The sequence below is a fragment of the Pantoea sp. ICBG 1758 genome (assembly GCF_002928325.1).
Classification (GTDB): Bacteria; Pseudomonadota; Gammaproteobacteria; order Enterobacterales; family Enterobacteriaceae; genus Pantoea; species Pantoea eucrina.
Genome location: NZ_POWL01000001.1, coordinates 1,110,979 through 1,137,039 on the forward strand (window position 1 = coordinate 1,110,979; position 26,061 = coordinate 1,137,039).

Genomic DNA, 26,061 nt, shown 5'->3' on the forward strand with positions numbered 1-26,061 from the left:
ATGATTATCTATTTACTGCGCCGTTTGCTGCTGCTGGTGATCACCCTGTTTCTGCTGTCGCTGGTGAGCTTCAGCCTGAGCTATTTCACCCCAAACGCGCCGCTCGAAGGCGCGTCGCTTCTCGATGCGTGGTGGTTCTGGACCCAGGGTTTGCTGCAGTTTGATTTTGGCGTCTCCAGCATTAACGGGCTGCCGGTTGATCTGCAGCTGCGTGAAGTTTTCCCTGCCACGCTGGAGCTGTGCGTTCTTGCGTTTGTGCTCGCGCTGCTGGCCGGGATCCCGCTCGGTATCTGTGCCGGCGTGATGCGTAAAAAATGGCCGGACAGAGCGATCAGCGCGCTGGCGCTGCTGGGCTTTTCCATGCCGGTATTCTGGCTGGCGCTGCTGTTTACCCTGTTTTTTTCACTAACGCTCGGCTGGCTGCCGGTATCGGGTCGATTCGACCTGCTTTATCCGGTGCAGAATGTCACCGGGTTTGCGCTGATCGACGCCTGGCTGAGTCCGTCGCGCTGGCGTCATGAGATGCTGCTGAGCGCGCTGTCACATATGGTGCTGCCGGTGATCGTGCTCGCCGTGGCACCCACCACCGAAGTGATCCGGCTGCTGCGCATCAGTACCAGTGAAGTGATGGATAAAAATTATGTTAAAGCGGCGGCTACCCGCGGCCTGTCGCGCTTCACCGTAATCCGCCGTCACGTGCTGCATAACGCCCTGCCACCGGTGATCCCGCGGCTGGGACTGCAATTTTCGACCATGCTGACGCTGGCGATGATCACCGAAGTCGTTTTCAACTGGCCGGGTCTGGGACGCTGGCTGATTAACGCCATCCGCCAGCAGGATTATGCGGCCATTTCCGCCGGCGTAATGGTGGCGGGCGGGCTGGTGATTATCGTCAGCGTTCTCTCTGATATTCTTGGCGCCGCCCTGAACCCGCTAAAGCACAAGGAGTGGTATGCCCATCGATAACGTTTACGCCGAGAAGCGGCTGCCAAGCACGCTGCGCCTCAGCTGGCATCACTTCTACCGCGATACGGGTGCGATGATCGGCCTGTATGGCTTTGGCACGCTGCTGCTGCTCTGCCTGTTTGGCCGGCTGATCGCGCCGTATGGCATCGATCAGCAGTTTCTGGGCTATCAGCTGCTGCCGCCCTCCTGGTCACGCTACGGCGACGTCTCATTTTTCCTCGGCACTGACGACCTGGGCCGTGATGTGCTGAGCCGTCTGTTGAGCGGCGTGGCACCGACGGTGGGTTCCGCGCTGGTGGTGACGCTGCTGGCCGCGCTGGCCGCGCTGCTGCTGGGTATTCTGGCGGGCATGACGCGCGGCGTGCGTTCCGCCGTGATGAACCACGTTCTGGATACGCTGCTGTCAATTCCGTCACTGCTGCTGGCGATTATCGTGGTTGCTTTTCTCGGGCCGCAGCTGGCGCACGCCATGCTGGCGGTGCTGCTGGCGCTGATCCCGCGGCTGGTACGGGAGATCTACACCGCCGTGCACGATGAGCTGGAGAAAGAGTATGTTGTGGCGCTGCGTCTGGACGGCGCCCGCAATCTCAGCATTCTCTGGAACGCGGTGCTGCCCAATATCCTGCCGCTGCTGATTGGTGAGTTTACCCGCTCACTGTCGATGGCAATCCTGGATATCGCCGCGCTGGGCTTCCTGGACCTGGGCGCACAGCTTCCTTCGCCGGAATGGGGAGCGATGCTGGGAGATGCGCTGGAGCTGATCTATGTTGCGCCCTGGACGGTGATGCTGCCGGGTGCGGCGCTGATGATAAGCGTCCTGATTGTTAACCTGCTGGGCGACGGTATCCGTCGCGCGGTTGAGGCAGGAGCTGAATAATGCCGCTACTGGATATCCGCAATCTGACGATTGAGTTTATGACGCCCGAAGGGCCGGTCAAGGCGGTGGACCGCATTAACCTGACGCTGAGCGAGGGAGAGATCCGCGGGCTGGTGGGGGAATCAGGCTCCGGAAAAAGCCTGGTGGCTAAAGCGATCTGCGGCGTAACGAAAGATAACTGGCGTGTAACCGCCGATCGTATGGTGTTTGACGACATCGATCTGCAGCGTCTTTCGCCGCGCGAACGGCGTAAAATCATGGGGCACAATGTCTCGATGATTTTTCAGGAGCCGCAATCCTGTCTCGATCCCTCGGAGAGCGTCGGCCGCCAGCTGATGCAGGCGATCCCACGCTGGACGCATAAGGGCCGCTGGTATCAGCGCCTGTGGTTCTGGCGCAAAGCACGCGCTATTGAATTACTGCACCGGGTAGGTATTCGCGATCACAAAGATATTATGCGCAGCTTTCCCTACGAACTTACCGAGGGTGAGTGTCAGAAAGTGATGATAGCGATTGCGCTGGCAAATCAGCCGCGCCTGCTGATTGCCGATGAGCCGACTAACGCCATGGAGCCTACCACCCAGGCGCAGATATTTCGCCTGCTGAGCCGCCTGAACCAGAATAACAACACCACGATTCTGCTGATCAGCCACGATCTGCGCACCATGAGCAAATGGGCTGACCGCATTAACGTGATGTATTGCGGACAGACGGTGGAGACCGCGCAGAGCGAAGAGCTGATGAGCACGCCGCACCACCCCTACACGCAGGCGCTGATCCGCGCGATGCCCGATTTTGGCAGCGCGCTACCGCACAAAAGCCGTCTGAACACGCTCTCCGGCGCGATTCCGTCGCTGGAGCATCTGCCGATTGGCTGCCGGCTCGGCCCGCGCTGCCCCTACGCGCAGCGCAAATGCGTTGAAACGCCGCGCCTGACCGGCAGTAAATCGCATCTGTTTGCCTGTCACTTTCCGCTTAACCGGGAGCGTCAGTAATGGAAACCCTGCTGGAAGTACGCAACCTGAGCAAAACCTATCGCTATCGCACCGGGCTGTTTCGTCGCCAGCACGTCGAGGCGGTAAAAAATGTCAGTTTTACGCTGCGTGAAAAGCAGACGCTGGCAATCATTGGCGAGAACGGCTCCGGCAAATCCACGCTGGCCAAGATGCTGAGCGGCATGGTGGCTCCCAGTGCCGGTGAAATGCTGATTGACGATCATCCGCTGAGCTATGGCGACTACGGCTATCGCAGCCAGCGCATCCGGATGATTTTTCAGGACCCGTCGACCTCGCTGAATCCGCGCCAGCGCGTCAGTCAGATCCTCGACCTGCCGCTGCGTCTGAATACGGAGCTGGATGATGAGGCGCGCGAGCAGCGTATTATCAGCACGCTGCGTCAGGTCGGGCTGCTGCGCGACCATGCAGGATACTATCCGCATATGCTGGCGCCGGGCCAGAAGCAGCGCCTGGCGCTGGCGCGGGCGCTGATCCTGCAGCCCAAGGTGATCGTGGCCGATGAGGCGCTCGCCTCGCTGGATATGACCATGCGCTCTCAGCTGGTTAACCTGATGCTGGAGCTGCAGGAGAAACATGGCATCGCCTATATCTACGTCACGCAGCATCTTGGCATGATGAAACATATCAGCGATCAGGTGCTGGTGATGCATCAGGGTGAAGTGGTTGAGCGCGGCGGCACCGCAGATGTTTTAGCCTCGCCGCTGCATGAGCTGACCAAAAGGCTCATCGCCAGCCACTTTGGTGAAGCGCTGACCGCTGAAGCCTGGCGGCGCGCGCTCTGAATGCCGCCCGTCTCGCGGAAAACGCGGTGCGGTTTACCGTATTTGACACAGACGTGCTAGAATCCGCACGTCGATTAACGTCGGTCGTATACTTTTTAATCATCACGACCGCCAACAACAATGACCATAAGGATTACAGCTATGGGTTTTCTTTCCGGTAAGCGCATTCTGATTACTGGCGTTGCCAGTAAACTCTCCATCGCCTACGGTATTGCGCAGGCGATGCATAAGCAGGGCGCAGAACTGGCTTTCACCTACCAGAACGACAAACTGAAAGGTCGTGTGGAAGAGTTCGCTAAAGAATTGGGTTCAGACATTGTTCTGCCTTGCGATGTGGCAGAAGATGAGAGCATCACTGCCCTGTTCACTGAGCTGGCAAAAACCTGGCCAAAATTTGACGGTTTCGTGCACTCTATCGGCTTTGCCCCGGGCGATCAGCTGGATGGTGACTACGTCAATGCCGTGACCCGCGAAGGTTTTAAAATCGCGCACGACATCAGCGCTTACAGCTTCGTGGCGATGGCCAAAGAGTGCCGCGCGATGCTGAACCCGAATGCAGCCCTGCTGACCCTCTCTTATCTGGGCGCAGAGCGTGCTATTCCAAACTACAACGTTATGGGTCTGGCGAAAGCGTCGCTGGAAGCTAACGTACGCTACATGGCTAACGCAATGGGTCCGGAAGGCGTGCGCGTCAACGCCGTATCTGCGGGTCCAATCCGTACCCTGGCTGCCTCCGGCATCAAAGATTTCCGTAAGATGCTCTCTCACTGTGAAGCGGTTACCCCGATTCGCCGTACGGTGACCATTGAAGACGTAGGTAACTCTGCGGCCTTCCTGTGCTCCGACCTGGCAGGTGGTATCACCGGTGAAGTTGTTCACGTTGATGGCGGCTTTAGCATCGCTGCAATGAACGAGCTGGAACTGAAATAAGTTCTGCAGGGGCGAGCCTGACTCGCCCCACTCCCTCTCTGACCGCACTATATACCCATTCGATATTAATTATTCCCCTTCATTCTTTTGCCTGCGCCTGACCATCAGCGACGATAAGCCTGCCCCCGAGTGGCGACACGCTTTTCAGAATTTCCCGTCGTACGCTCAGCCCGAATTTAGCGAAAGGATGGATTATGGAACAACGCCGTTTTACCGGCCATAACCTCTGGCTGTATGAAAGCCAGGCTCGCCCATACACCTCCACCACCGCCCCGCTGGTCCCCGAGGCCGCCCTGGTTAACGATCGATTCCTGCTCGGCCTGCAGCAGGAAGCAACGGTTTTACAGCCGCTGTTTCGCCATTTTCAGCCGGCGCTGCTGGCGGCTCGCGATGTAAGCCAGCTGCTGTTTCCTGACAGCCTGACGGCATCGCACACGCATACGCTGACACTCTACGACCGGCTGAGCGCGGCCCTGACGGTCGCCCAGGTAGCGGGCGTTCAGCGCCTGTGCAATCACTACTCAGCGCGCCTCAACCCGCTCCCCGGTCCCGACTCTTCCCGCGAGAGCAACAATCGCCTGACGCAGATGACGCAGTATGCTCGTCAGCTGGCGATGCAGCCGGCGCTGATTAACGCTCACAGCCTCGGCGCGCTGGAGGCGGTGGGACTGACAGAGCCCGATATCATTACGCTGACCCAGATTATCGGTTTCACAGGATTTCAGGCGCGGATGGTGGCTGGCGTGCAGGCGCTGCTGGCACAGCCGGTACGCTGGATCCCTGGCGCATCAGTGCCGCCCGACGCCTGCGCCACGCTGTTTGCTGAAGATAATCTCTGCTCGCCCGGGCTGAAGCCGCTGGAGCGACGTTACGCCAGCCCGCAGCAGCTGAGCGCGCAGGCTGACTGTCTGAATGATAGCGATCTGGAGCCGCTGAGCTGGCTGCTGATGTATGATGCGCCGGTTCTGAGCGGCCTGCAGCGCCTGAAACAGCAGCTGATGCCGGTTAACCCTGAGGCGGAGGCGCTGGCGCTGGCGGTCAGCGCGCGTATTCACGGCTGTCGTCAGCGTTTTACACGCTACGCCGGTGAGTGGCGGGAAGTGTTGCTGGCTGACGCTGCGCATCATCGCGACGCGGTGGCTGCGCTGAGCGGGCAGCTGACGCGTCAGCCCGATCGGTTTAGTGCCGCCCACCTGCAGCCGCTGATCAACAGCGGCTGGGATCATACCGCCCTGTTTACGCTGTTGCAGAGAGTGGCGCTGGCCAGCTGGGAAGACCGGCTTACTATGGCGCTGGCAGAGACGCGTCAGTCATGAAGATGGCGGCGCGCCTCATCAAAAAAGTGCTGCGCCAGCGGTGAGGCACGTCCCGGCTCTGCGATTACCAGCGCAGCCTGTCGTCCCATTGGTGCCATATCGATCGGGCGGCGTGCCAGATTCTGCAGCAGCTCTGGCAGCAGATGCCCGCACGGTGAAACCATCACGCCGAGGCCAACCTGTGCGCTCTGCAGCAGCTGCATAATGGATGCGCTCTCAACTATTACACGCGGCAGCAGGCCGGTTTCGCGCAGCTGCCCGTCCAGATAGCGCCGGAAATAGCGCGTGGGTTCAGCCAGACAGAGCGGCTGCGCCGCCAGGGTATGCAGTGAGAGCCGCTGCTGCTTCAGCAGCGCCGGAAAGTGCTGCGGGTTAAAAATCGCTTCCACCCCGCCGTCGTTCAGCAGTGCCGTCTGAAAATGCAGCTCGCGCAGAGCGGTGAGCTCAAAAAAGCCGATCCCGCCGTCGACGGTATGGCTGTTTAGCGCTTCCAGTAGCTGATCGGCGCTCATCGCCGCGACGCGGTAGTCCAGCTGAGGATAGCGCGTCTCGACCGCTTTAAGCAGCGCCGGCAGCGCCACGCTGCACTGCGGCATCACGCCCAGCCGCAGCGTGCCGTTTACGCCATGTTTGAGAGATTCAACCTCCAGCTTCAGTCCCTGATAGACGGAAACAATTTCCCGCGCCCAGGTCAGCACCCGTTCACCTTCCGGGGTAAAGCCGTCAAAGTTATTACTGCGGTTAATCAGCGATAACCCCAGCTCACGCTCGAGGTTTTTGAGCCGCATTGAGAGCGTGGGCTGGCTGACAAAACTCGCTTCTGCCGCCCGACCAAAATGGCGCTCCCGCTCAAGATTACACAGGTAAATTAATTGTTTTATGTCTATTTTGATTACCTATCAATGACTTATGAACTATAAAACATCTGATAAAATTATTATGTACTAACCTGCGTAATAAATAAAAAATTGCTCAGATACAGAGTGCGGATCATCAGGTAGCTCAGCATGAATGTCAAAATGAAACATCTCTGTTCCGCATCTCGCACGTTACCTTCTCATTACGATGACATCATTCAGCGGCTCACCTTCGATCAACTCACCCTCTTCTTTCACCAGGCTATTGCGATACACCTTCCCCGGTCCTGAATAGCCGTTCTACTGAGACGCAATCCTGTTTCCAGGCTTTACCGCTGCAGCTGAGACCTGCTTCCCATTGATTAATACACCGTGATGTGGCAGATGCCTGGCTTATTAATTCCAGCAAAAAACCGCCTGGGGGCGGTTAAAAAACGGTGTGAATCGCTGCTCTTTGGCTGAATTACAACCTGCCAATGGCCGCTACTCCTTGCTGGATAATTCGTTAGCCGATTTTCTCCAGAGAAGCCCGGCTCTTTCTACTGAGGTGCGACACGAACTGGTATAACTTCATTCATGCTTTTCGGACGCATAGGAAATGTTTCTGACTCTATGGCTCCCTTTATAGCGTCGACTGCTGCAGCACAGAGCTTTTGGTTTCCTTCAAGCACCATGACATCCGTAGGCTGCTGGCCTACTGGCTGTGTAACTTGCAGGGTGCAGATCTTGCCTCGGTATAGATCAGTATCAAAGAGGCGATATTGTATGGCAGAAGTGAACTGGCATACCCACAGAAGTGTATCTCTGTCTGCTTTCGCCTGAGGAATTTGCGACTCACATTGATTCTTCAACTCGACCGCAGTTGGAAATTTAGAAGATTGCTTCGCCTTTAGTCTGACCTGAGATTGCGGATTAGACTGACAACCAGCCAGCAGTACGACAAGAGCTAAAAAAAACGATTTTTTCATCATGGCTTCCATGCGGGTAATTTGGTCTCTTATATCACCCAAATTACCCGCATGGAAAGTTGCACCTAACCAGGGCTAACATTCCCTGAATGCATCGTGCTGCGAGGCTCTGTTTTCGTCAATCCTGCTGATGGCTCTCAATTTGCCGTTGCATTTATTCAGTGGATCCAGCAGCCGGAAGTTAAGCAGGATGCTGTCACCCCAGGTCGTCAGTTTCGGAAGAGCCGGCACCGGGCAATCACTGAGCAGGCTTGCCGGTATCGGCAGCTGCGGCTCCTTTTCTGTGCAGGGATTGATGACAGGGTGAACAGAACAAGCCCGGTTAAACTTCTCACTGCCACCTGAGGAACTTCCCTGATCCTTCCCGCCGCTAAATGCCCGATGCAGCTTTAGTTGATCATAATGAGAAGGCCGCGATTACGGCTATTCGCGTGTAAAAGATGCCCGCTGTCTAACGGATAGATTTGAAATCGCTTTGACTGGCGGGGGTGAAAACGAAAAAGGCACTGCCGATGCAGTGCCTTTAATGTTGCAAAATGAGGGCTGGACCGCCGTCGGGGATTTTAACCCCGCTCTCTGCCCTAAGTAGCCAGCGCTCTGTCCAATGAGCTAACGGCGGATAACTGTGGTGCCAGACGTTTTCAGATTGCTGTTAAAGCAGCTGGTGAGCCTTACCCGATGGCAAACTGATACTGCCCGCGAAGACAATTTAACGTATGACCTGATTATAACATATTGGTTACCCGACGATGCCGGGACAGAGCAAACAGAGGGGCAAGCGCGGTCTGGCCAGCTGTCAGCTGTCTCTGCCTGAGCCGGTAAGCGATACGGGCTGGGGGATAACTCATAAGCATTAATGATAAATAAACATTTACTTATAGGATTATTCTGATACATTAGGTGTGCAAAGATTGCACACAGCAAAAGGACTATAAAAATGAAAAAAGTCGCCACGCTTCTGGTTTTAACTGCAGCATTTGTTTTTTCAACGGCAGCGGTTGCCTGTCCTAAAGGGACCCACCCTCACGGCGGTACCGGCTCGCACCATGCTGGCGGTACGTGTTACTGATTCCTGTAAGTGCGTTTACAGGATAAAGAGCCAGCGTTGTTCTCAGCCAGCCCACCGACAGGTGGGTTTTTTATGCACTCTGCGCTTCATAACCGGTAAGCGCTGCGCACAAAAAAGCTGCCCGCAGGCAGCTTCAGGGTAATGCCCTACCCGGCGCTTATCTCCGGCACTCGCAATGGCTTAGCTCTTGAAAGGGCAGCGTTACTATCGCAAATATCCGCCCGACGCTTTTAACAATGATTGCGATCCTCACTATTAGCAGGCTTACAAATCAGCTTACCCCGAGCGCCTGTTTGACTTCATTCGCAATTTTTTCAACCTGCGGGCCATAGATCACCTGCACATCATGTTCCGTCACGCGGTTAACGCCGTTAGCTCCGGTGGAAAGCAGCGTCTGATCAACTACCTCATTCATTGCCTTGACGCGTACCCGCAGGCGGGTAAAGCAGCAATCGACTTCCTCTATATTCGCTTCGCCGCCCAGACCGCTGATAATGACTCTGGTACGATCGTCTGCCGTGACCTGCAGCGCTTTCTGCTCATCTTCACTCTCGCGTCCCGGCGTCTCTACCCCCATACGCGTGATGACCAGGCGAAACAGATAGTAATAAAGCGGCGCGTAACAGGCACCCAGCACCAGCGTCCACCACCAATGGGTCTTACTGCCGCCGAGAATGCCGAATACCACCAGATCGATAGCGCCGCCCTGCACGTTGCCAATCATCAGGTGCAGCATCGACATCAGCATAAACGAGAGGCCGGTCAGCAGCGCATGCAGCACATAAAGTACCGGTGAGACAAAGATAAAACAGAACTCCAGCGGCTCAGTAATACCGGTGGTAAATGAGGTCAGCGCCCCCGCCAGCACCAGCGCTTTTACCCGCTGCTTATGCTCCGGACGGGCCGTATGGTAGATCGCCAGGGCGGCGGCCGGCAGACCAAACATCATGACCGGGATTTTGCCCTGCGCCAGAAACTGCGTGGCGGTGCGTACGGTGTCATCCGGAATCGCCCCCGGATGCGTCAGCGAACTGTTAAAGATATTGAGCGCGCCGACGACGCTCTGTCCCTCGACGGTGGCCATCCCGCCAATCGGAGTAAAGCGCACCGTCTCGTTCAGAATATGGTGCAGGCCGGTCGGGATCAGCAGCCGTTCGCACGCTCCCAGCAGAAAGGCGCCATATTGCCCGCTTTTACCAATCATCTCTCCGACCCAGGCAATACCGGCTCCGATAGTTGGCCAGATGAGCGCCAGCAGCACGCCCGCCAGCGGCAGCACAACCACGGTAATAATCGGCACAAAGCGGCGTCCGCCAAAAAAGCTGATCGCCACCGGAAGCTGCTGAGTATAAAAGCGGTTGTGCAGTACTACCGTAAGCAGCCCGGCAATCACCCCGCCCAGTACGCTCATGTTGTAGGTAAAAATGCCCAGCATCTGGATATATTCTGCCGACAGCATCATCGCGCTGGTTTGATCCATCCCCGCCTGCTGCAGCGCCTGCGGCGTGGTGGTTGCGGCGGTCAGCCCTTTGGCTGCCAGGGTGGCGCTGATGCCTGTGTTCATCATCAGATAACCAATGACGGCGGCAAAAGCGGCCGTGGGTTTCTCCGCTTTCGCCAGCCCGATTGCGCTGGCAACGGCAAAGAACAGCGGCAGGTTGGCAAAAAGTGCACCGGCAACCTTGCGGATAAAGCCGATGATCAGCTGTGGCACCTGCATCTGTGCAAAGGCTTCACCGGTGATCGCCGGGTTCTGCAGCGCGGCGGCCAGTCCGAGAAATATGCCAGCGGCGGCGATAACCGAGATAGGCATCATCAGCGCTTTACCAAACGCGTGGATTTGGCTGGTGAGTTGTTTCATGACGCGCTCCTTCACACGGTGAAAGAGCAATTATTAGCCACTATTACGCTGCTTACGCAGCCGCGTGTCTCTCAGAGCTGAGGTAATTTGAAGTAGATCACAGTTTGCCGCCATGGCGATAAACGCCGCCTATCGCTCAATTAAGTCAATCAATTAGACAACCTCTGTTCTCAGTCGCACACTTCTTTTCAACACAAGACATATTCTGATAACAACTCATAAACAATAAGCCTGCGACTACCATGAAATTTAAACGTAAAATTCAGCCTTACCGCGCTGCTGCTGGCGGCTGGGGTTCACTGGAAGCGACCACCCGTTTCGTATTTGACAGCAAAGCTGCCCTGAAAAATATGCGTAATCTGATGCGCATGAACAAAGCGCGCGGCTTCGACTGCCCCGGCTGTGCCTGGGGCGATGATAATAAAAGTACGTTTAGCTTCTGTGAGAACGGCGCCAAAGCGGTGACCTGGGAAGCGACGCGACGCGTGGTCGAGCCTGAGTTTTTTGCTCAGCACAGCGTCAGCACGCTCTATCAGCAGAGCGACTATTTTCTCGAGTATCAGGGGCGTCTGACGCACCCGATGCGCTATAACAGCACCACCGATCACTATGAACCCATCAGCTGGGATGCGGCGTTTGCGCTGATTGCTCAGCACCTGAAAGCGATGGACCATCCCGATCAGCTGGAACTCTACACTTCCGGGCGCGCCAGCAATGAAGCCTCCTGGCTCTATCAGCTGTTTGGTCGTGTGATGGGCACCAATAACTTCCCTGACTGTTCCAACATGTGCCATGAAGCCAGCGGCAGCGGCCTGAAACGCAGCATCGGTGTCGGAAAAGGCACCATTCGTCTCGACGATTTCGATCACGCTAACGCCATTTTTGTGCTCGGGCAAAACCCGGGGACCAACCATCCGCGCATGCTGCACAGCCTGCGTCACGCTGCCGATCACGGCGCAAAAATTGTGACATTTAATACCCTGCGTGAACGTGGTCTGGAGCGCTTTGCCGATCCGCAAAAGCCGCTGGAAGTGGTCACATCCAAAGCCGGCACCATCAGTTCCGCCTACTATCAGCCCAACCTCGGTGGCGATATGGCCGCCCTGCGCGGCATGGTGAAAGCGCTGCTGGAAGTGGAGCGCGCGCGCCTTGCCGCCGGTGAGCCGGGCATTTTCGATCGGACGTTTATCGCCGCAAACACGCAGGGCGTTGAGGCCTATCTGGACGCGGTAGATAACACCTCGTGGCAGCAGATTGTGCAGCAGTCGGGCCTGAGCGAAGCGCAGATCCGCGAAGCGGCGGCCATTTATCAGAGCGCGGAACGGGTGATTATCACCTGGGCGATGGGGATCACGCAGCATAAGCACTCCGTCGACACCGTACGCGAAATCGTCAACCTGCAGCTGCTGTTTGGTCAGCTGGGTAAAAAAGGTGCCGGCCTCTGCCCGGTACGTGGCCACAGCAACGTGCAGGGCAACCGCACCATGGGCATCGATGAAAAGCCTTCTAAGCCTTTCCTTGATGCCATGGGCGCCCATTTTGGTTTTGAACCCCCGCGTAATGCCGGTCACAATACCGTTGAAGCGCTGGGCGCCATGCTGCGTGATGAAGTGAAAGTGCTGATTGCTCTCGGCGGCAATCTGGCGGCGGCAGCGCCCGACTCTCCGGTTACGGAAGCCGCGCTGCAGCACTGTGGTCTGACGGTGCATATCAGCACCAAGCTCAACCGCAGTCATCTGGTGCCGGGTCATGAAGGGCTGATCCTGCCTACGCTGGGCCGCACCGAGCGCGATCGTCAGGCTGGTGGTAATCAGTTCATTACCGTTGAGGACTCATTCAGTATGGTTCACGCTTCAGAAGGCGTGGGCATCCCGCTGGCGGAGACGCAGCGTTCAGAAACCGCCATTGTGGCAGGTATCGCCCACGCGACGCTGGGCAGCGATCATATCGACTGGCTCGGCATGGCGGCGGACTACAATATTATCCGCGATCATATCGCCGCAACGATCCCGGGCTTTGCTGATTTCAATACAAAGTGCGACCAGCCTGGCGGTTTTTATCTCGGCAACGCGGCGGCAGAGCTGCGCTTTAATACGCCATCGCAGCGTGCTGAATTCAGCGCGTCCGCCCTGCCCGACTCGCTGTTTCCTCAGCTCGGCAGCGACGTGACCGTGCCGTTTACGCTACAGACGCTGCGTTCACACGATCAGTACAACACCACGATTTACGGTCTCGACGATCGTTATCGCGGCGTCTATGGTCAGCGTGAAGTGGTGTTTATTCATCCTGAGGATATGGCGGCGCTGGGCTTTACCGAAGGTCAGCAGGTGGATATTGAAACCCTCTGGAATGATGGCCTGACCCGTCGCGTCAGCGGCTTTAAACTGGTGCCTTACAACATTCCGCGCGGGAATCTCGCAGCCTACTATCCGGAAACCAACCCGCTGGTACCGCTCTCAAGCTACGGCGATATCAGCGGAACGCCGACCTCTAAATCGGTGCCGGTGAAGCTCACGCTTAGCGCCGCCCTGCCCACGCAGCGTATCGCCTGATTACGCGTTATTCTCTGAAACAAAAGCCGCGCTCTGCGGCTTTTTAACCCGTTTTAACCTTGCCGCGCGCCCCTGATTCGCGTAAAACTGTCCACCGCTCTTAGGCCACGAAACTGACTAAATTATGTTCCAGGATAACCCGCTGCTCGCGCAGCTGAAAGAGAAGCTTCACGCGCAGACTCCGCGCGCCGAAGGCGTTGTGAAAGGCACAGAAAAAGGCTTTGGCTTCCTTGAAGTTGATGCTCAGAAAAGCTACTTCATTCCGCCACCGCAAATGAAGAAAGTGATGCACGGCGATCGTATCACCGCGGTGATCCACACCGATAAAGATCGTGAAAGTGCAGAGCCGGATACCCTGATTGAGCCGTTTCTGACGCGCTTCGTCGGCCGGGTGCAGAAAAAAGACGATCGTCTTGCCATCGTGCCGGATCATCCGCTGCTGAAAGATGCCATTCAGTGTCGCGCCGTGCGCGGTCTGACGCACGATTTCCAGAACGGTGACTGGGCTGTGGCTGAAATGCGTCGCCATCCGCTGAAAGGCGATCGCGGCTTTTATGCTGAGCTGACTGAATTTATCGTTACCGCAGACGACCACCTGGCGCCGTGGTGGGTCACGCTGTCGCGCCATAACCTGGAGCGCGAAGCGCCAGAGAGTGAATGCGGCGGAATGCTGAATGAGCAGCTGACGCGTGAAGATCTCACCGCGCTGAACTTTGTCACCATCGACAGCGCCAGTACGCAGGATATGGACGATGCGCTCTATGCGGAAGCGCAGGCGGATGGCAGCCTGCTGCTGACCATCGCTATTGCCGATCCGACCGCTTACGTAGCGGAAGGCAGCGAGCTTGATAAGCTGGCCGCCCGGCGCGCGTTTACCAACTACCTTCCCGGCTTTAACATTCCTATGCTGCCGCGCGAGCTCTCCGATAATATCTGTTCGCTGCGCCCGCATGAGAAACGTCCGGTGCTCGCCTGCCGGGTGACGGTCCAGCCGGATGGCGCACTCGCTGACGACGTGCATTTCTTTGCAGCCTGGATTGAATCCAAAGCCAAACTGGTTTACGACAACGTCTCAGACTGGCTGGAAAACAGCGGCAGCTGGCAGCCGGAAAATGAGGCGATTGCTGAGCAGATCCGTCTGCTGCATCGTCTCTGCCTGGCGCGCAGTGAATGGCGTCAGACCCATGCGCTGGTATTTAAAGATCGCCCCGATTTCCGCTTCCTGCTGGGAGAGAAAGGCGAAGTGCTGGATATTATCGCTGAACATCGTCGTATCGCTAACCGCATGGTTGAAGAGGCGATGATTCTGGCCAACATCTGCGCGGCGAACGTGCTGCAGAAAAAACTGGGTTTTGGCATCTACAACCTGCACACCGGCTTCGATCTGGCCAACGCTGAACAGGTAGCCGGCGTGCTGGCTGGTCACGGCATTACCGTCGATCCGCAGGCCATTACGACACTGGAAGGGTTCCGTCAGATGCGTCGCGAACTCGACGCGCAGCCGACACAGTATCTCGACAGCCGCATTCGCCGTTTCCAGAGCTTTGCTGAGATTGGCACCGAACCCGGCCCGCACTTTGGTCTGGGTCTGGATGCCTATGCAACGTGGACCTCACCTATCCGTAAGTTTGGCGATATGATCAACCATCGCCTGCTGAAAGCTATTGTACGCGGTGAGAGCATTGCCCGTCCGCAGAGTGACGTTACGGTTATCATGGGTGAGCGTCGCCGCCTTAACCGGATGGCTGAGCGCGATGTGGGTGACTGGCTTTATGCGCGTTTCCTGACGCCTTTCGCCGGCAGCGAGCGCAAATTCAGCGCCGAGATCATTGATGTATCGCGCGGTGGTATGCGCGTACGCCTGCAGGAAAACGGTGCGGTGGCCTTTATTCCGGCGCCGTTTATTCATGCGGTACGCGATGAGCTGGTCTGCTCGCAGGAGAGCGGCACGGTGCAGATTAAAGGTGAAGTGGTGTATCGCGTCACCGATATCATTGATGTCACCATCGCCGAAGTGCGCATGGAGACCCGCAGCGTGGTTGCCCGCCCGGCAGCCTGACGGCGCTCATAGTGCGGGATAACAGCTGTTATCCCGCCTCTTCTTTTCTGCTCTGCTTTAAAATTTGTATCGCGCTTCACACTTCTGCTTTTACTACCTTTCGTTAACATTTTTTTACCTTACTTTTAACTCGTTGTATTTCGCTTGCCTGTTTTTCCGGCCTCTACAAGGAGTTAACTCATGAACAACGTCAAAACCGGCATCGTCTGGTTAGCAGTGGCGTTAATCGGTGCTGGCGCATTTGCCATGCTTGCGCTCAGTCGCGGCGAACATGTCAATGCGGTCTGGCTGGTTATTGCATCGGTCGCCTGCTACAGCATCGCCTACCGCTTCTATAGCCTGTTTATCGCCCGCCGCATCTTCGAACTTGACGATCGCCGCCGTACGCCGGCAGAGCGCCTCAGCGATGGTCTGGATTATGTTCCGACCAACAAATGGGTGCTGTTTGGTCACCACTTTGCCGCCATTGCCGGTGCAGGACCGCTGGTCGGACCGATCCTGGCGGCACAGATGGGCTTTCTGCCGGGGACTATCTGGATTCTGGTGGGGGTGATGCTCGCCGGCGCGGTGCAGGACTTCCTGATCCTGTTTATCTCTACCCGCCGTGACGGGCGCTCGCTGGGTGAAATGGCGCGCCAGGAGCTGGGCTCTTTTGCTGGCGTGGTGACGATGCTCGGTGCGCTGGGCGTGATGATCATTATTCTCTCTGCGCTGGCGCTGGTGGTGGTTAAAGCACTCGCTAACAGCCCGTGGGGACTCTTCACCATCGCAGCCACCATTCCCATTGCGCTGTTTATGGGCGTCTATATGCGCTTTCTGCGTCCGGGAAAAATTGCTGAGGTTTCCCTTATCGGTTTTGTACTGATGATGGCAGCGATTATCTATGGAGGCGATGTGGCCGCCGATCCTTACTGGGGCCCCTTCTTTACCCTTAAAGGCACAGAGCTGACGTGGGTGCTGGTGATCTACGGTTTCGTCGCCTCTTCGCTGCCGGTCTGGCTGCTGCTGGCACCGCGCGACTACCTCTCCACCTTCCTGAAGATTGGCGTTATTGTCGGGCTGGCAATAGGAATTCTGTTTGCTATGCCGGAGCTGAAAATGCCGGCGGTCACAAAATTCATTGATGGCACCGGCCCGGTGTTCTCCGGTGCGCTCTTCCCGTTTTTGTTTATCACTATTGCCTGCGGGGCTATCTCCGGGTTTCATGCGCTGGTCTCCAGCGGCACCACGCCTAAACTGGTAGAGCGCGAAAGCCATATCCGGTTTATCGGTTACGGCGCCATGCTGATGGAGTCGTTCGTGGCTATTATGGCGCTGATCTGCGCCTCGGTACTGGACCCGGGCGTCTACTTCGCCATGAACTCCCCGGCTGCGCTGATTGGAACCACCGTCGAGAACGCGTCGCAGGTGATTAATGGCTGGGGCTTTGTTGTCACGCCGGAGATGCTGAGCGGCATTGCACGTGACGTCGGTGAAAGTACGGTGCTCTCACGCGCCGGTGGCGCACCCACCTTCGCCGTGGGTATGGCACACATCATCACCGAGGTATTCAACAGTCGCGCGATGATGGCGTTCTGGTATCACTTTGCCATTCTGTTTGAGGCCTTATTTATCCTGACCGCCGTGGATGCCGGCACCCGCGCCTGCCGTTTTATGGTGCAGGACTTAGTGGGTACCGTGGTTCCGGCAATGGGCAGCAACCGCTCCTGGCTGGGGAATATGGCCGGCACCACCGTTGCCGTTGCCGGCTGGGGCTTTTTTGTCTATCAGGGGGTGGTCGATCCGCTGGGCGGGATCAATACGCTGTGGCCGCTGTTCGGCATTGGTAACCAGATGCTCGCCTCAATGGCGCTGATCCTCGGGACAGTGGTGCTGTTTAAGATGAAAAAACAGCGCTACGCGTGGGTCACTATTCTCCCTACCGCATGGTTATTTATCACCTCGATGACCGCGGGCTGGCAGAAGATTTTTCATGAAAAACCCGCCATCGGCTTTCTGGCTCAGGCGCGCAAATTTCAGCAGGGCATCGACAATGGCATCGTGATCGCCCCGGCCAAAAGCGTGGCGGATATGCAGACCATTATCTTCAGCAATCAGATCAACGCGGCGCTGTGCGGCTTCTTTATGCTGGTTGCAGTCACCATGCTGGTTGCCGCCTTCTTTGTTATTCGTCGTGCGCTCCGCAGCACGTCACCGACCGTGCGCGAAGCAGAGGTTTCACTGCGTAAGGAGGTACGCCATGTCTGAGTCCATCTATCGCTGGACGCCTCCCGGCGCAGGCTGGCAGATAAAGCGCTGCTTACTGATAGTGAGTGCCGCTGATACCCCGCCGCTCTCCCGCTGGCAGCAAATCTGGCGCGGATTGCAGCAGAGCTTTCGTTTAATGGTTGGCGTGCACGATTATCAAACTTATCTGAAGCATATGCGCCTCCATCATCCTGAAATGTCGCCCATGGATGAGCGCACTTTTCACCGGCACTGTCTCAATGCCCGCTTTCCGAGCCAGGCTGGAAACCCCGGCAGATGTCCCTGCTGATGATTATAAGCCCCGTTTTCGGGGCTTTTTCGTGCCATTCTTTAATAAAAACAAAAATATATTCGGTTTGCATCTTGTGCTTACGCAGGAGGTTGAATACTGTTGCTAAAATAATGAGATAGAGTCTTAGAGACATGGCCGGAGGAAGTTTAAATGACCGATGAACAGGGGCAAACCTTGCTGTATGCCTTGTTTGGCACCACCAGCCCCCATTGGCGGTTAACCTCTGACAGTGACGCACTGCATTTTGCCGAAGATGAAAATGCCAATACCAATCTGGCCGTTTCGCTTACTCCGGCGCAGGCCAGTCTGTTACGGGCGATGACGGTGATCACCTCCAGCATTAATCTTACTCTGCCGCTGCACGGAACCCCGGTGCCAATGCACTTTGTCGGACGTAAAGTGAACCAGTCTACCTGGGCCGGCACCGCCTCTGCATGGGGTGATACGTCGTCGGTTGCCCGCGATCTCACCCAGGGACTCTCTTTCGCCGAACAGGTGGTATCTGAAGCTAACTCGGTTATCGTTATCCTCGACCAGCGCGGTAACATTCAGCGCTTTAATCGTTTGAGTGAAGAGTATACCGGCCTGAAAGAGCAGGAAGTTATCGGTCGCAACGTCTTTCAGCTATTTATGACCCGGCAGGAGGCGCAGGCTTCACGCCGTAATATCACCGGTTTTTTCCGCGACGGAAATTCGTATGAAGTTGAGCGCTGGGTCAAAACCAAAAAGGGTCAGCGACTGTTTCTGTTCCGTAATAAGTTCGTTCACAGCGGCAGCGGGAAAAATGAAATTTTCCTCATCTGTTCCGGTACGGATATCACCGAAGAGCGACGGGCACAGGAGCGGCTTCGGGTGCTGGCAAATACCGATACGGTCACGGGTTTGCCTAATCGTAACGCTATTCACCAGCAAATTAGCCTGGCACTGGAGCTGGCGAACGGTTCTCAGACCGGCGTGGTCTACCTCGATCTCGACAATTTTAAAAAGGTAAATGACGCTTACGGTCATATGTTCGGCGATCAGCTGCTGCAGGCGGTATCGCTGGCTATCCTCAGCTGCCTGGGCAAAGATCAGACGCTGGCGCGTCTTGGCGGCGATGAATTTGTGGTGCTGGCTGAGCATACCAGTCAGGCGGCGCTGGAGGCGATGTCGTCGCGTATCCTTGAGCGGCTGCGGCAGCCCTTTCGCATCGGGCTTATTGAGGTTTACAGCGGCTGTTCTATCGGGATCTCACTGGCTCCCCTGCATGGCGAAGATCGCGAAAGCCTGATCCGCAATGCGGATACGGCCATGTATCATGCCAAAGAGAATGGCCGCGGCAAGTTCTGCATCTTCACCAGCGAAATGAACAAGCGGGTCTTTGAATACCTCTGGCTCGATACCAATCTGCGTAAAGCGCTGGAGCAGGATCACCTGGTGGTCTATTACCAGCCTAAGGTCGATCGCGACGGCGAGGTGCGCAGCGCCGAAGCGCTGGTACGCTGGAACTCTCCGGAACGCGGCATGGTCTCGCCCGGCGACTTTATCCCCTATGCCGAAGAGTCCGGTCTCATTGTCCCGCTGGGCCGCTGGGTCATGCTTAATGTGCTGCAGCAGATTATAAAGTGGCGCAGTGAAGGCATTTTTCTGCGCGTTGCCGTCAACGTCTCCGCGAAACAGCTTATCGATCAGAGCATCTACAGCGATTTGAAAAATGCGCTGGGCGAAGCGGGGCTGACGGAATCCCCGATCGATATTGAATTAACTGAAAGCTGCCTGATTGAGAATGAAGCGGGTGCGCTTAAGCTCATGAAACAGTTTCAGGAGCTTGGGGCGCAGGTACATCTTGATGACTTTGGCACCGGCTACTCCTCCCTTTCTCAGCTGGCACGGGTACCCATTGATGCCATTAAGCTGGATCAGAGTTTTGTCCGGGATATCAACAAACAACCGGTTTCGCAATCTTTAGTGCGCGCGATTGTGGCGGTTGCCAAAGCCCTTGAGCTGCAGGTGATTGCAGAGGGTATTGAAACCAAAGCGGAAGAGAAATTTGTTCTCACTAACGGTGTGGATGGGCGCCAGGGCTATTTTTACGCCAAACCAATGCCCGCAGAACAGCTCGGGCATTGGCTGAAGCATCCTGCCCGTGTTTAACGCTGCGCGGAAGTGTTATCCGGCTTTACGTAATGAAGCACTGTGGCGATTTTGTAACTGCACCAGGCGCTCCATATAGGCGATATCCTTGGGTTCAAGCGTAAAGGCATAATCTACCCAGTCCTCCGTAATATCCATCAGTTCAGCACGTGACAGCTGCAGTACGCGCTGGCGCGCTTTCAGCATGGCACGCACGCCATTCAGCTTAGGCCGTAAGGTATCGATAAAGGTGCGCGTCGCGCGGTACGCTTCACCCGGCTGGAACACTTTATCGACCAGGCCGCGCGTCTCATACCACTCTGCACTGTGCGACTCTCCTTCACAGATCAGCTCTTCTGCCAGCTTCATACCGGAACGACGCGCGACCAGCGAATAGCCACCCATTCCCGGGAACAGATTAAACGCAATCTCCGGGAAACCGAGACGCGCGCTGTTCTGTGCCAGAATGAAATGGTGCGCCAGCGCGGCCTCAAAGCCTCCGCCCAGAGCGCTGCCTTCAATCATCGCCAGCGTTACCGCGCCAGTATCAAACCCGCGAGCCGCCGAGTGAATGCAGTCGACGCAGGCCCGGGCATAGGCACGCAGCGCTTCGCGACGGTTGTTGCGAATGCACTCAACAAAAAAGCGCAGATCGCCACCGGCGTTGAACATCTGTGGGACTAAAGAGCCGGTTACCCAGAAATCGATCGGCAGTCCGGAGCGCTGAGCCGTATAGCTCAGGTTCATGATCTCCTCGATTAATTCATGGTTGAAGCTTGGGCGTGGCTGAGCCCGCAACATCATCCACATGGTGCGACGCCCTTCCTCGTAGTAAGCAACAAGTTGGGTGGTCTGTCCCGCTTCGGTAAACAGGCGGCAGGTTGGTTGGTTAATAACGGTCATAGTCTCATCCTCTAATATTTATGTGATGCGTTTAACGCCACATCAGCGTAATGCAGAGTGAGGCCAGACCAAATGAGAGATTGATTTATAAAGCAAAATCCAGAAGTATCCCTGAACAGGGGGGTGAAAAATCATTAGCGCCATTTCAGGATAGAGCAGAGCGAAAGCCAGAGTACATGAGATCGCCTAACGCGTTGTGAATAAAGACGATTTAGCATACTGCACGCGCGTGAATCACGCATCGTTAGCCAGGAATTTACTGATGCTGCGATAAAAAAAGCGCCCGCAGGCGCCTGAGGCTGTAAGAACAGCCTTATTGTCCATACCACGCGTTTTTACCGTGTTTGCGCAGGTAGTGCAGATCCAGCAGATTTTGCGAGATAGGCGGGAGTTCAGCTCGCAGCTGTTCGGTATGCAGCGCCATATAGGCGACCTCCTCCAGGACCACCGCACTGTGTACTGCCGCCGCCGCATCGCTGCCCCATGCGAAAGGCCCGTGAGAGTTAACCAGCGCTGCGGGAATTGCGGTGGGCTGAATATTACGATGGGCAAAAGTTTCGATGATGACCTGTCCGGTATTCCACTCATACTCCTGCTCGATCTCCATGCGCAGCATGGCGCGGGTGCAGGGGATCGTGCCGTAGAAATCATCCGCGTGGGTCGTGCCCCAGGCGGGTATGTCGCGTCCTGCCTGTGCCCAGATGGTTGCATGCCGCGAATGCGTATGAACGATACCGCCAATATCGGGCCACGCCTGATAAAGCGCACGATGCGTGGCCGTGTCCGATGAGGGTCGTAGCGCGCCTTCGATCACCGCACCACTCTCCAGATCTACCACTACCATGTCATCCCGCTGCATCTTTTCATATCGCACCCCTGAAGGCTTGATCACCAGTACACCCTGCTCTCTGTCAATGGCGCTGACGTTGCCCCAGGTGAACGTGACCAGGTTGTAGCGCGGTAAATCGAGATTTGCTTCCAGTACCTGCTGCTTTAGCGCTTCCAGCATCATTGTTCTCCACCAGTCTGTGATAGAGAGATTGTGCGCAGAGAGGGGATCGGATGTTATGGAAAGAATGGCTGAATGCTCAGTGGAAAGTCGCTGTCTCGTCATAAATGCGGCGCAGATTCAGCGTTTTCTGTCTGACGACTGCGCCGCAGCGTTTAAAATTAAACAGGACCATTCGGTTTCAGGATATTTACGCTGGCAGACAGCATAAACCCGGCGGCCTGGCCCAACTTTTCCATCCGGGAATAAAGAACTTTGCCGTCGGGCATCTATACTTATTGCTGTTGCCTCTGAGCCAATCATCAAGGAGATATCTATGACTACAACAGTGAAACGTGTATCCGTTGCCGTGCTGGCAGCAACATTAGTTGTTGCGCTGAGCGGCTGTTCAAACTGGTCTAAACGCGATCGCAACACGGCAATTGGTGCCGGTGCCGGTGCTATTGGTGGTTCAGTCCTGACCAACGGCAGTGGCCTGGGTACCGTGGGCGGCGCGGCGGTGGGCGGTATTATCGGCCATCAAATCGACCGTTAATTTTTTGCAGGCTACACAGCAGACACCTTTTTGTCCGGGCCACAATGCGTGGCCCGCTTTCATTAACCGCCCGCCAGCTTAACCTTCATGCCTTTGGCTTCGAGCAGCGTTTTGAGCAGGTCACGTTTATCCCCCTGAATCTCAATCACGCCCTCTTTTACCGCCCCCCCGCAGCCGCACTTTTTCTTCAGTTCTGCGGCAAGAGTAGCCAGCGCGCTGTCGTCCAGATCGATACCGGTGATCAGACAGACGCCCTTGCCTTTACGTCCGCTGGTCTGACGCTGAATGCGTACAATACCGTCGCCGCGCGGTCGCTGTGGCTTCTCCTCTGCCGGCACAATACGCCCGCTGTCGGTGGAGTAAACCAGTGGATTGTCCTGCGCCATTACGCCTCCTGTAACGATGTAATAATCTGCTGCAGCGTGGCCGCCGGATCGGCTGACTGCGTAACCGGACGGCCGATAACCATATAATCAACCCCGGCCTGCTTCGCCTGCAGGGGCGTCATAATACGGCGCTGATCGCCAGCGTCGCTGCCTGCCGGTCGAATACCGGGCGTGACCAGCGCAAATTCGCTGCCGAACGCCTGTTTGAATGCAGCCGCTTCATGGGCTGAGCAGACGACACCATCCAGGCCACACTGTTGCGTGAGGCGCGCCAGCCGCTCTGCCTGTTGCGCCGGTGACAGGGTGATGCCCAGTCCGCGCAGATCCTCTTCATCCATGCTGGTCAGCACGGTTACAGCAATCAGCAGCGGTGCATCTTTTCCAAAAGGCAGCAGCGCCTCGCGTGCAGCCTGCATCATGCGTGCTCCCCCGCTGGCGTGCACGTTCACCATCCAGACGCCCAGCTCTGCGGCAGCGGCTACGGCATGTGCGGTGGTGTTGGGGATATCGTGAAATTTCAGATCGAGAAAGAGATCGAATCCGCGTGCCTGCAATGTCCGGACCACTGACGGACCAAACAGCGTGAACATCTCTTTGCCTACTTTGAGGCGACACTGAGCAGGATCAATACGGTCCACAAATCGCAGTGCGTCATCCAGATTACTGTAGTCGAGCGCCACCAGAATGGGTGAAGGGGTTACAGACATAACGTTTCCTCATAAGCAGGCACAGGGGCAACAAACGGCCTGCATTCTACCTGCCATGCTGCGGCAGAACAATCTTACGCCCGGGATACGTGACCTGTTGAGCCATATGCCGGTGTCTGATGCGCGATAAGGCGATTATTAGAAAAGTACGTTGTAACTATTGTGCCTGTTTTTTTTAAAAATAGCTGTTACTGCCCGTCAAGTCCTCTGATCGGTTTTATTGAAGACCATGCCCGGCAGGATGGGCAGTGCCAGTAAAGTGCGTAGGCGGTAAAACCGCATTTATGGCAACGATAGCGCGGTTTGGTGCGGATCTGTTCACCAACCATATCGCGCAGAACCATCAGACTCTCTTTTGCCCGGCCATCTTCCGCTTCATGCAGGTGAAAGTCCATTAGCCGGTGGAAGACGCGCATGGTCGGATGACGCTGCAGCTGGCGATTAATATAGAGCTGTGCCGCTTCCGGCCCCTGCTGCTGCTCCAGAATATCTGACAGATAGAGCTCAGCGGCGGCACCGGTATTCTCTTCGGTACAGCGCTGCAGATAACCGGCCCACACCTCTGGCTGCGCCAGCCGCTGATAGCAGGTTTCCAGCATCGGCAGCGTTTCGCTGACCAGTTCTTTATCCTGATCCAGCACCCGCTGCAGACGCTGTGCTGCTTTCGCATACTCCCCCTGCTCCATCAGGATGCGTCCCATCATGATGGAAACGCGCGCGCTCTGATGATCGGCCGATTCACCTTTTTTCAGCAGCGACATTGCGCGATCGAGATCGTCACTGCTCATCGCCTGCAGCGCCAGCTCACAATAGAAGTGCGCAATCTCGCCTTTTTGCTTCTCTTTTCCCAGTTTTACCAGCTTCTCAGCAACGTCGATCGCTTTCTGCCAGTCGCTGGTTGCCTGATGAATCAGCAGCAGCTGCTGCAGAGCGGCAATGCGAAAATCGGTTTCATCCGTTAGCTGACTGAACATATCTTCTGCGCGATCGTAGAGGCCCGCCGCCATATAGTCGCGGCCAAGCTGCTGAATCGCCAGCAGTCGCTGGTCGTAGGTAAGCGAGGCGCTTTCCATCAGCGACTGGTGAATACGTATAGCGCGATCTACCTCGCCGCGTGAGCGAAACAGATTACCGAGCGTCAGGTGCGCCTCAACCGTACCACTGTCTTCTTTCAGCATGTCGAGGAATAGATCGACGGCTTTATCCTGCTGATTTGAAAGCAGAAAGTTTACCCCGGCCACATACTCTCGTGACAGGCGGTTCGCTTCCTGTTGCTTATTCTGGTACGCGCTGCGTCGTCCCATATACCAGCCGTAGGCCGCTGCGACCGGGAGAAGCAGAAACAGCAATTCATGCATTGAACATTAATCCCGACGACCTGTAGTCGATACGGTGGTGGCTGCCGAAGCGTGTTCGTTTTGCGCCTGCATACGCTTCAGTTTACGCTGAGCATGTGCCAGTGAAACGCGGATGCGTAACCAGAATAGTCCGCAGATTGCCCAGCCCAGTAGAAAACCGGCGCCAAACAGCACCGCAAGCAGCGTGGAGATACGAAATTCACCCTGCGCCAGCAGATAGTTGAACGTCACCACCTGATCATTGTGAGCACCCAGCGTCACTGAAATGATAAAAATGACCAGTACCACCAGAAAAATCAGCAAATATTTCACAATGCGTCCTGTCGTAGAGTTTCCAATAGAGTATGCCAAAAAAGCGCGTACCATGCTGCTTTCACGTTATCAGTTAGCTGGCTTTGCGCAAGCGTAATCAGCTATATGGGGGCAGTTCGGCTGATTACAATCCGTCGTCGCGCGCTTTGACTTCGCGCTGCTCATCAGGCGGAAGCGTAAGCGGACCGCAAAAGCGCTGCGCCAGCCAGGTCGCGACGGTCACCAGCAGCCAGGAGATAAGGGTTGCGACAATCAGGTCGCGCGGCCAGTGCATACCCAGCACCAGCCGGCTGCCCATCACCATAATGGCCCAGCTGAACAGCACCACCAGCGTCACCACCCGGCGACGCGGCCAGAGCAGGCCCATTGCCAGCAGCGCCCAGCTGGCAGCAAACATAGTATGGCCGGAAGGAAAAGCAAATCCTGTTTCAAATGCCCAGTGCTGCTTTAACCAGCGGGGAATTTGCGTATCGCTGGCCAGCAGCCCATTAACCATCTCGCCCCGCTGTTGCCGTTTCAGCTGATAAAATTCATCGTTGCTGATGCCATGCTGCTGCTCCAGCCAGACCACATAGGGTCGCGGCTCCTGCACCTGCTCTTTAATCCATGACTTCGTGTACTGCCCGGCGAGAATCGCGCCATTCATGATAATCAGCAGCAGGATAGCAGGCTTAAGGCGGAAGCGCAGACACCACAGCATCCAGGCGCTCAGCACGCTGCTGGTGATAATCCCCCACGGGCTGGTGACGGTTTCCGTCATCCAGAACAAAAAGCGCAGCACTCCCCCGCTTTCACCCGGCTGCCATTGCCAGCCCGACAGCCAGACGCAGAGTGGCATCGCAATTAATAAAAAGGCACCCAGAGTCGTGCGCTGCACTATTTTCAACATACTTTGGCTTTTCCTGCGGGTTATAATGCGTTTGCTGAATAACTTTAGCTGAAAAAAG

The 26,061-nt window shown here is 56.2% G+C and carries 22 protein-coding genes and 1 tRNA gene; 12 read left to right on the forward strand and 11 right to left on the reverse strand.

Annotation, left to right across the window (positions count from 1 at the left end; all coding sequences use genetic code 11):
- The 6 genes from sapB to C1Y41_RS05450 all read left to right on the forward strand — a co-directional run bounded on the left by sapB (window position 1) and on the right by C1Y41_RS05450 (window position 5,887).
- Entirely contained in the window at window positions 1-966 is a 966-nt protein-coding gene (gene sapB / locus C1Y41_RS05425; RefSeq protein ID WP_071668853.1) for a putrescine export ABC transporter permease SapB, read from the forward strand.
- Complete coding sequence (gene sapC / locus C1Y41_RS05430; protein WP_039384510.1) at window positions 953-1,843, forward strand: putrescine export ABC transporter permease SapC; 891 nt, start codon at window positions 953-955, stop codon at window positions 1,841-1,843. The genes sapB and sapC overlap by 14 nt, the downstream gene beginning before the upstream one ends.
- Entirely contained in the window at window positions 1,843-2,838 is a 996-nt protein-coding gene (gene sapD / locus C1Y41_RS05435) for a putrescine export ABC transporter ATP-binding protein SapD (RefSeq protein ID WP_039384513.1), read from the forward strand. Before sapC ends, sapD begins: the two co-directional genes overlap by 1 nt.
- Window positions 2,838-3,641, forward strand: a complete 804-nt coding sequence (gene sapF / locus C1Y41_RS05440) for a putrescine export ABC transporter ATP-binding protein SapF (protein WP_039384515.1) — start codon at window positions 2,838-2,840, stop codon at window positions 3,639-3,641. Before sapD ends, sapF begins: the two co-directional genes overlap by 1 nt.
- A gap of 141 nt (window positions 3,642-3,782) precedes the next feature.
- Window positions 3,783-4,571, forward strand: a complete 789-nt coding sequence (gene fabI / locus C1Y41_RS05445; protein ID WP_039384517.1) for an enoyl-ACP reductase FabI — start codon at window positions 3,783-3,785, stop codon at window positions 4,569-4,571.
- 194 nt (window positions 4,572-4,765) lie between these two features.
- A complete protein-coding gene (locus C1Y41_RS05450; RefSeq protein WP_104085010.1) occupies window positions 4,766-5,887 on the forward strand; it encodes an oxidoreductase in 1,122 nt (373 codons plus the stop codon).
- On the opposite strand, the gene C1Y41_RS05455 is transcribed toward C1Y41_RS05450, so the two are convergent.
- From C1Y41_RS05455 to C1Y41_RS05470, 4 genes are all read right to left on the reverse strand, one after another.
- The gene (locus C1Y41_RS05455) at window positions 5,878-6,774 is read right to left on the reverse strand and encodes a LysR family transcriptional regulator (RefSeq protein WP_039384523.1); all 897 of its coding nucleotides are present in this window, start codon (window positions 6,772-6,774) and stop codon (window positions 5,878-5,880) included. The genes C1Y41_RS05450 and C1Y41_RS05455 overlap by 10 nt on opposite strands.
- A gap of 509 nt (window positions 6,775-7,283) precedes the next feature.
- Window positions 7,284-7,715 carry a cell envelope integrity TolA C-terminal domain-containing protein gene (locus C1Y41_RS05460; protein WP_233207413.1) on the reverse strand — a complete coding sequence of 144 codons (432 nt, stop codon included), beginning with the start codon at window positions 7,713-7,715 and terminating at the stop codon, window positions 7,284-7,286.
- A 541-nt stretch (window positions 7,716-8,256) separates the two neighbouring features.
- A tRNA-Lys gene (locus C1Y41_RS05465) sits at window positions 8,257-8,331 on the reverse strand.
- A 721-nt stretch (window positions 8,332-9,052) separates the two neighbouring features.
- On the reverse strand, window positions 9,053-10,642 hold the full coding sequence (locus C1Y41_RS05470) for a PTS transporter subunit EIIC (RefSeq protein WP_104085012.1): 1,590 nt from the start codon (window positions 10,640-10,642) through the stop codon (window positions 9,053-9,055).
- 242 nt (window positions 10,643-10,884) lie between these two features.
- On the opposite strand from C1Y41_RS05470, the gene C1Y41_RS05475 reads away from it, so the two are divergent.
- The 5 genes from C1Y41_RS05475 (at window position 10,885) to pdeR (ending at window position 19,925) form a co-directional block, all read left to right on the forward strand.
- The gene (locus C1Y41_RS05475) at window positions 10,885-13,194 is read left to right on the forward strand and encodes an FdhF/YdeP family oxidoreductase (protein WP_039384537.1); all 2,310 of its coding nucleotides are present in this window, start codon (window positions 10,885-10,887) and stop codon (window positions 13,192-13,194) included.
- A 124-nt stretch (window positions 13,195-13,318) separates the two neighbouring features.
- Window positions 13,319-15,253, forward strand: a complete 1,935-nt coding sequence (locus tag C1Y41_RS05480; protein ID WP_104085013.1) for an exoribonuclease II — start codon at window positions 13,319-13,321, stop codon at window positions 15,251-15,253.
- Between the two features lie 180 nt (window positions 15,254-15,433).
- Window positions 15,434-17,500: a carbon starvation CstA family protein gene (locus tag C1Y41_RS05485; RefSeq protein WP_094110939.1), complete on the forward strand. Its 2,067-nt coding sequence runs from the start codon at window positions 15,434-15,436 to the stop codon at window positions 17,498-17,500.
- Window positions 17,493-17,789, forward strand: a complete 297-nt coding sequence (locus C1Y41_RS05490) for a YbdD/YjiX family protein (RefSeq protein ID WP_104085014.1) — start codon at window positions 17,493-17,495, stop codon at window positions 17,787-17,789. Before C1Y41_RS05485 ends, C1Y41_RS05490 begins: the two co-directional genes overlap by 8 nt.
- A gap of 153 nt (window positions 17,790-17,942) precedes the next feature.
- Window positions 17,943-19,925 (forward strand): cyclic di-GMP phosphodiesterase, encoded by a 1,983-nt coding sequence (gene pdeR / locus C1Y41_RS05495; RefSeq protein ID WP_039384551.1) that lies wholly within the window; start codon window positions 17,943-17,945, stop codon window positions 19,923-19,925.
- A 15-nt stretch (window positions 19,926-19,940) separates the two neighbouring features.
- Here the strand turns inward: pdeR and C1Y41_RS05500 are convergent, their stop codons facing one another.
- The gene (locus tag C1Y41_RS05500; RefSeq protein WP_039384553.1) at window positions 19,941-20,807 is read right to left on the reverse strand and encodes a crotonase/enoyl-CoA hydratase family protein; all 867 of its coding nucleotides are present in this window, start codon (window positions 20,805-20,807) and stop codon (window positions 19,941-19,943) included.
- A 313-nt stretch (window positions 20,808-21,120) separates the two neighbouring features.
- Window positions 21,121-21,816 (reverse strand): L-ribulose-5-phosphate 4-epimerase, encoded by a 696-nt coding sequence (araD, locus tag C1Y41_RS05505; RefSeq protein WP_094110959.1) that lies wholly within the window; start codon window positions 21,814-21,816, stop codon window positions 21,121-21,123.
- Window positions 21,817-22,132: 316 nt separating this feature from the next.
- On the opposite strand from araD, the gene osmB reads away from it, so the two are divergent.
- Window positions 22,133-22,351, forward strand: coding sequence for an osmotically-inducible lipoprotein OsmB (osmB, locus tag C1Y41_RS05510; RefSeq protein ID WP_039384556.1), 219 nt, complete (start codon window positions 22,133-22,135; stop codon window positions 22,349-22,351).
- A 62-nt stretch (window positions 22,352-22,413) separates the two neighbouring features.
- Here osmB and yciH read toward each other — a convergent pair whose 3' ends face one another.
- The 5 genes from yciH to pgpB form a co-directional block, all read right to left on the reverse strand.
- Complete coding sequence (gene yciH / locus C1Y41_RS05515) at window positions 22,414-22,737, reverse strand: stress response translation initiation inhibitor YciH (protein ID WP_039384559.1); 324 nt, start codon at window positions 22,735-22,737, stop codon at window positions 22,414-22,416.
- Window positions 22,737-23,444, reverse strand: a complete 708-nt coding sequence (pyrF, locus tag C1Y41_RS05520) for an orotidine-5'-phosphate decarboxylase (RefSeq protein ID WP_039384561.1) — start codon at window positions 23,442-23,444, stop codon at window positions 22,737-22,739. The genes yciH and pyrF overlap by 1 nt, the downstream gene beginning before the upstream one ends.
- A 188-nt stretch (window positions 23,445-23,632) precedes the next feature.
- Entirely contained in the window at window positions 23,633-24,802 is a 1,170-nt protein-coding gene (gene lapB / locus C1Y41_RS05525) for a lipopolysaccharide assembly protein LapB (RefSeq protein ID WP_039384563.1), read from the reverse strand.
- Window positions 24,803-24,808: 6 nt separating this feature from the next.
- Entirely contained in the window at window positions 24,809-25,114 is a 306-nt protein-coding gene (locus tag C1Y41_RS05530; RefSeq protein ID WP_039384565.1) for a LapA family protein, read from the reverse strand.
- Between the two features lie 124 nt (window positions 25,115-25,238).
- On the reverse strand, window positions 25,239-26,003 hold the full coding sequence (gene pgpB / locus C1Y41_RS05535) for a phosphatidylglycerophosphatase B (RefSeq protein ID WP_039384568.1): 765 nt from the start codon (window positions 26,001-26,003) through the stop codon (window positions 25,239-25,241).
- Window positions 26,004-26,061: the final 58 nt, after the last annotated feature.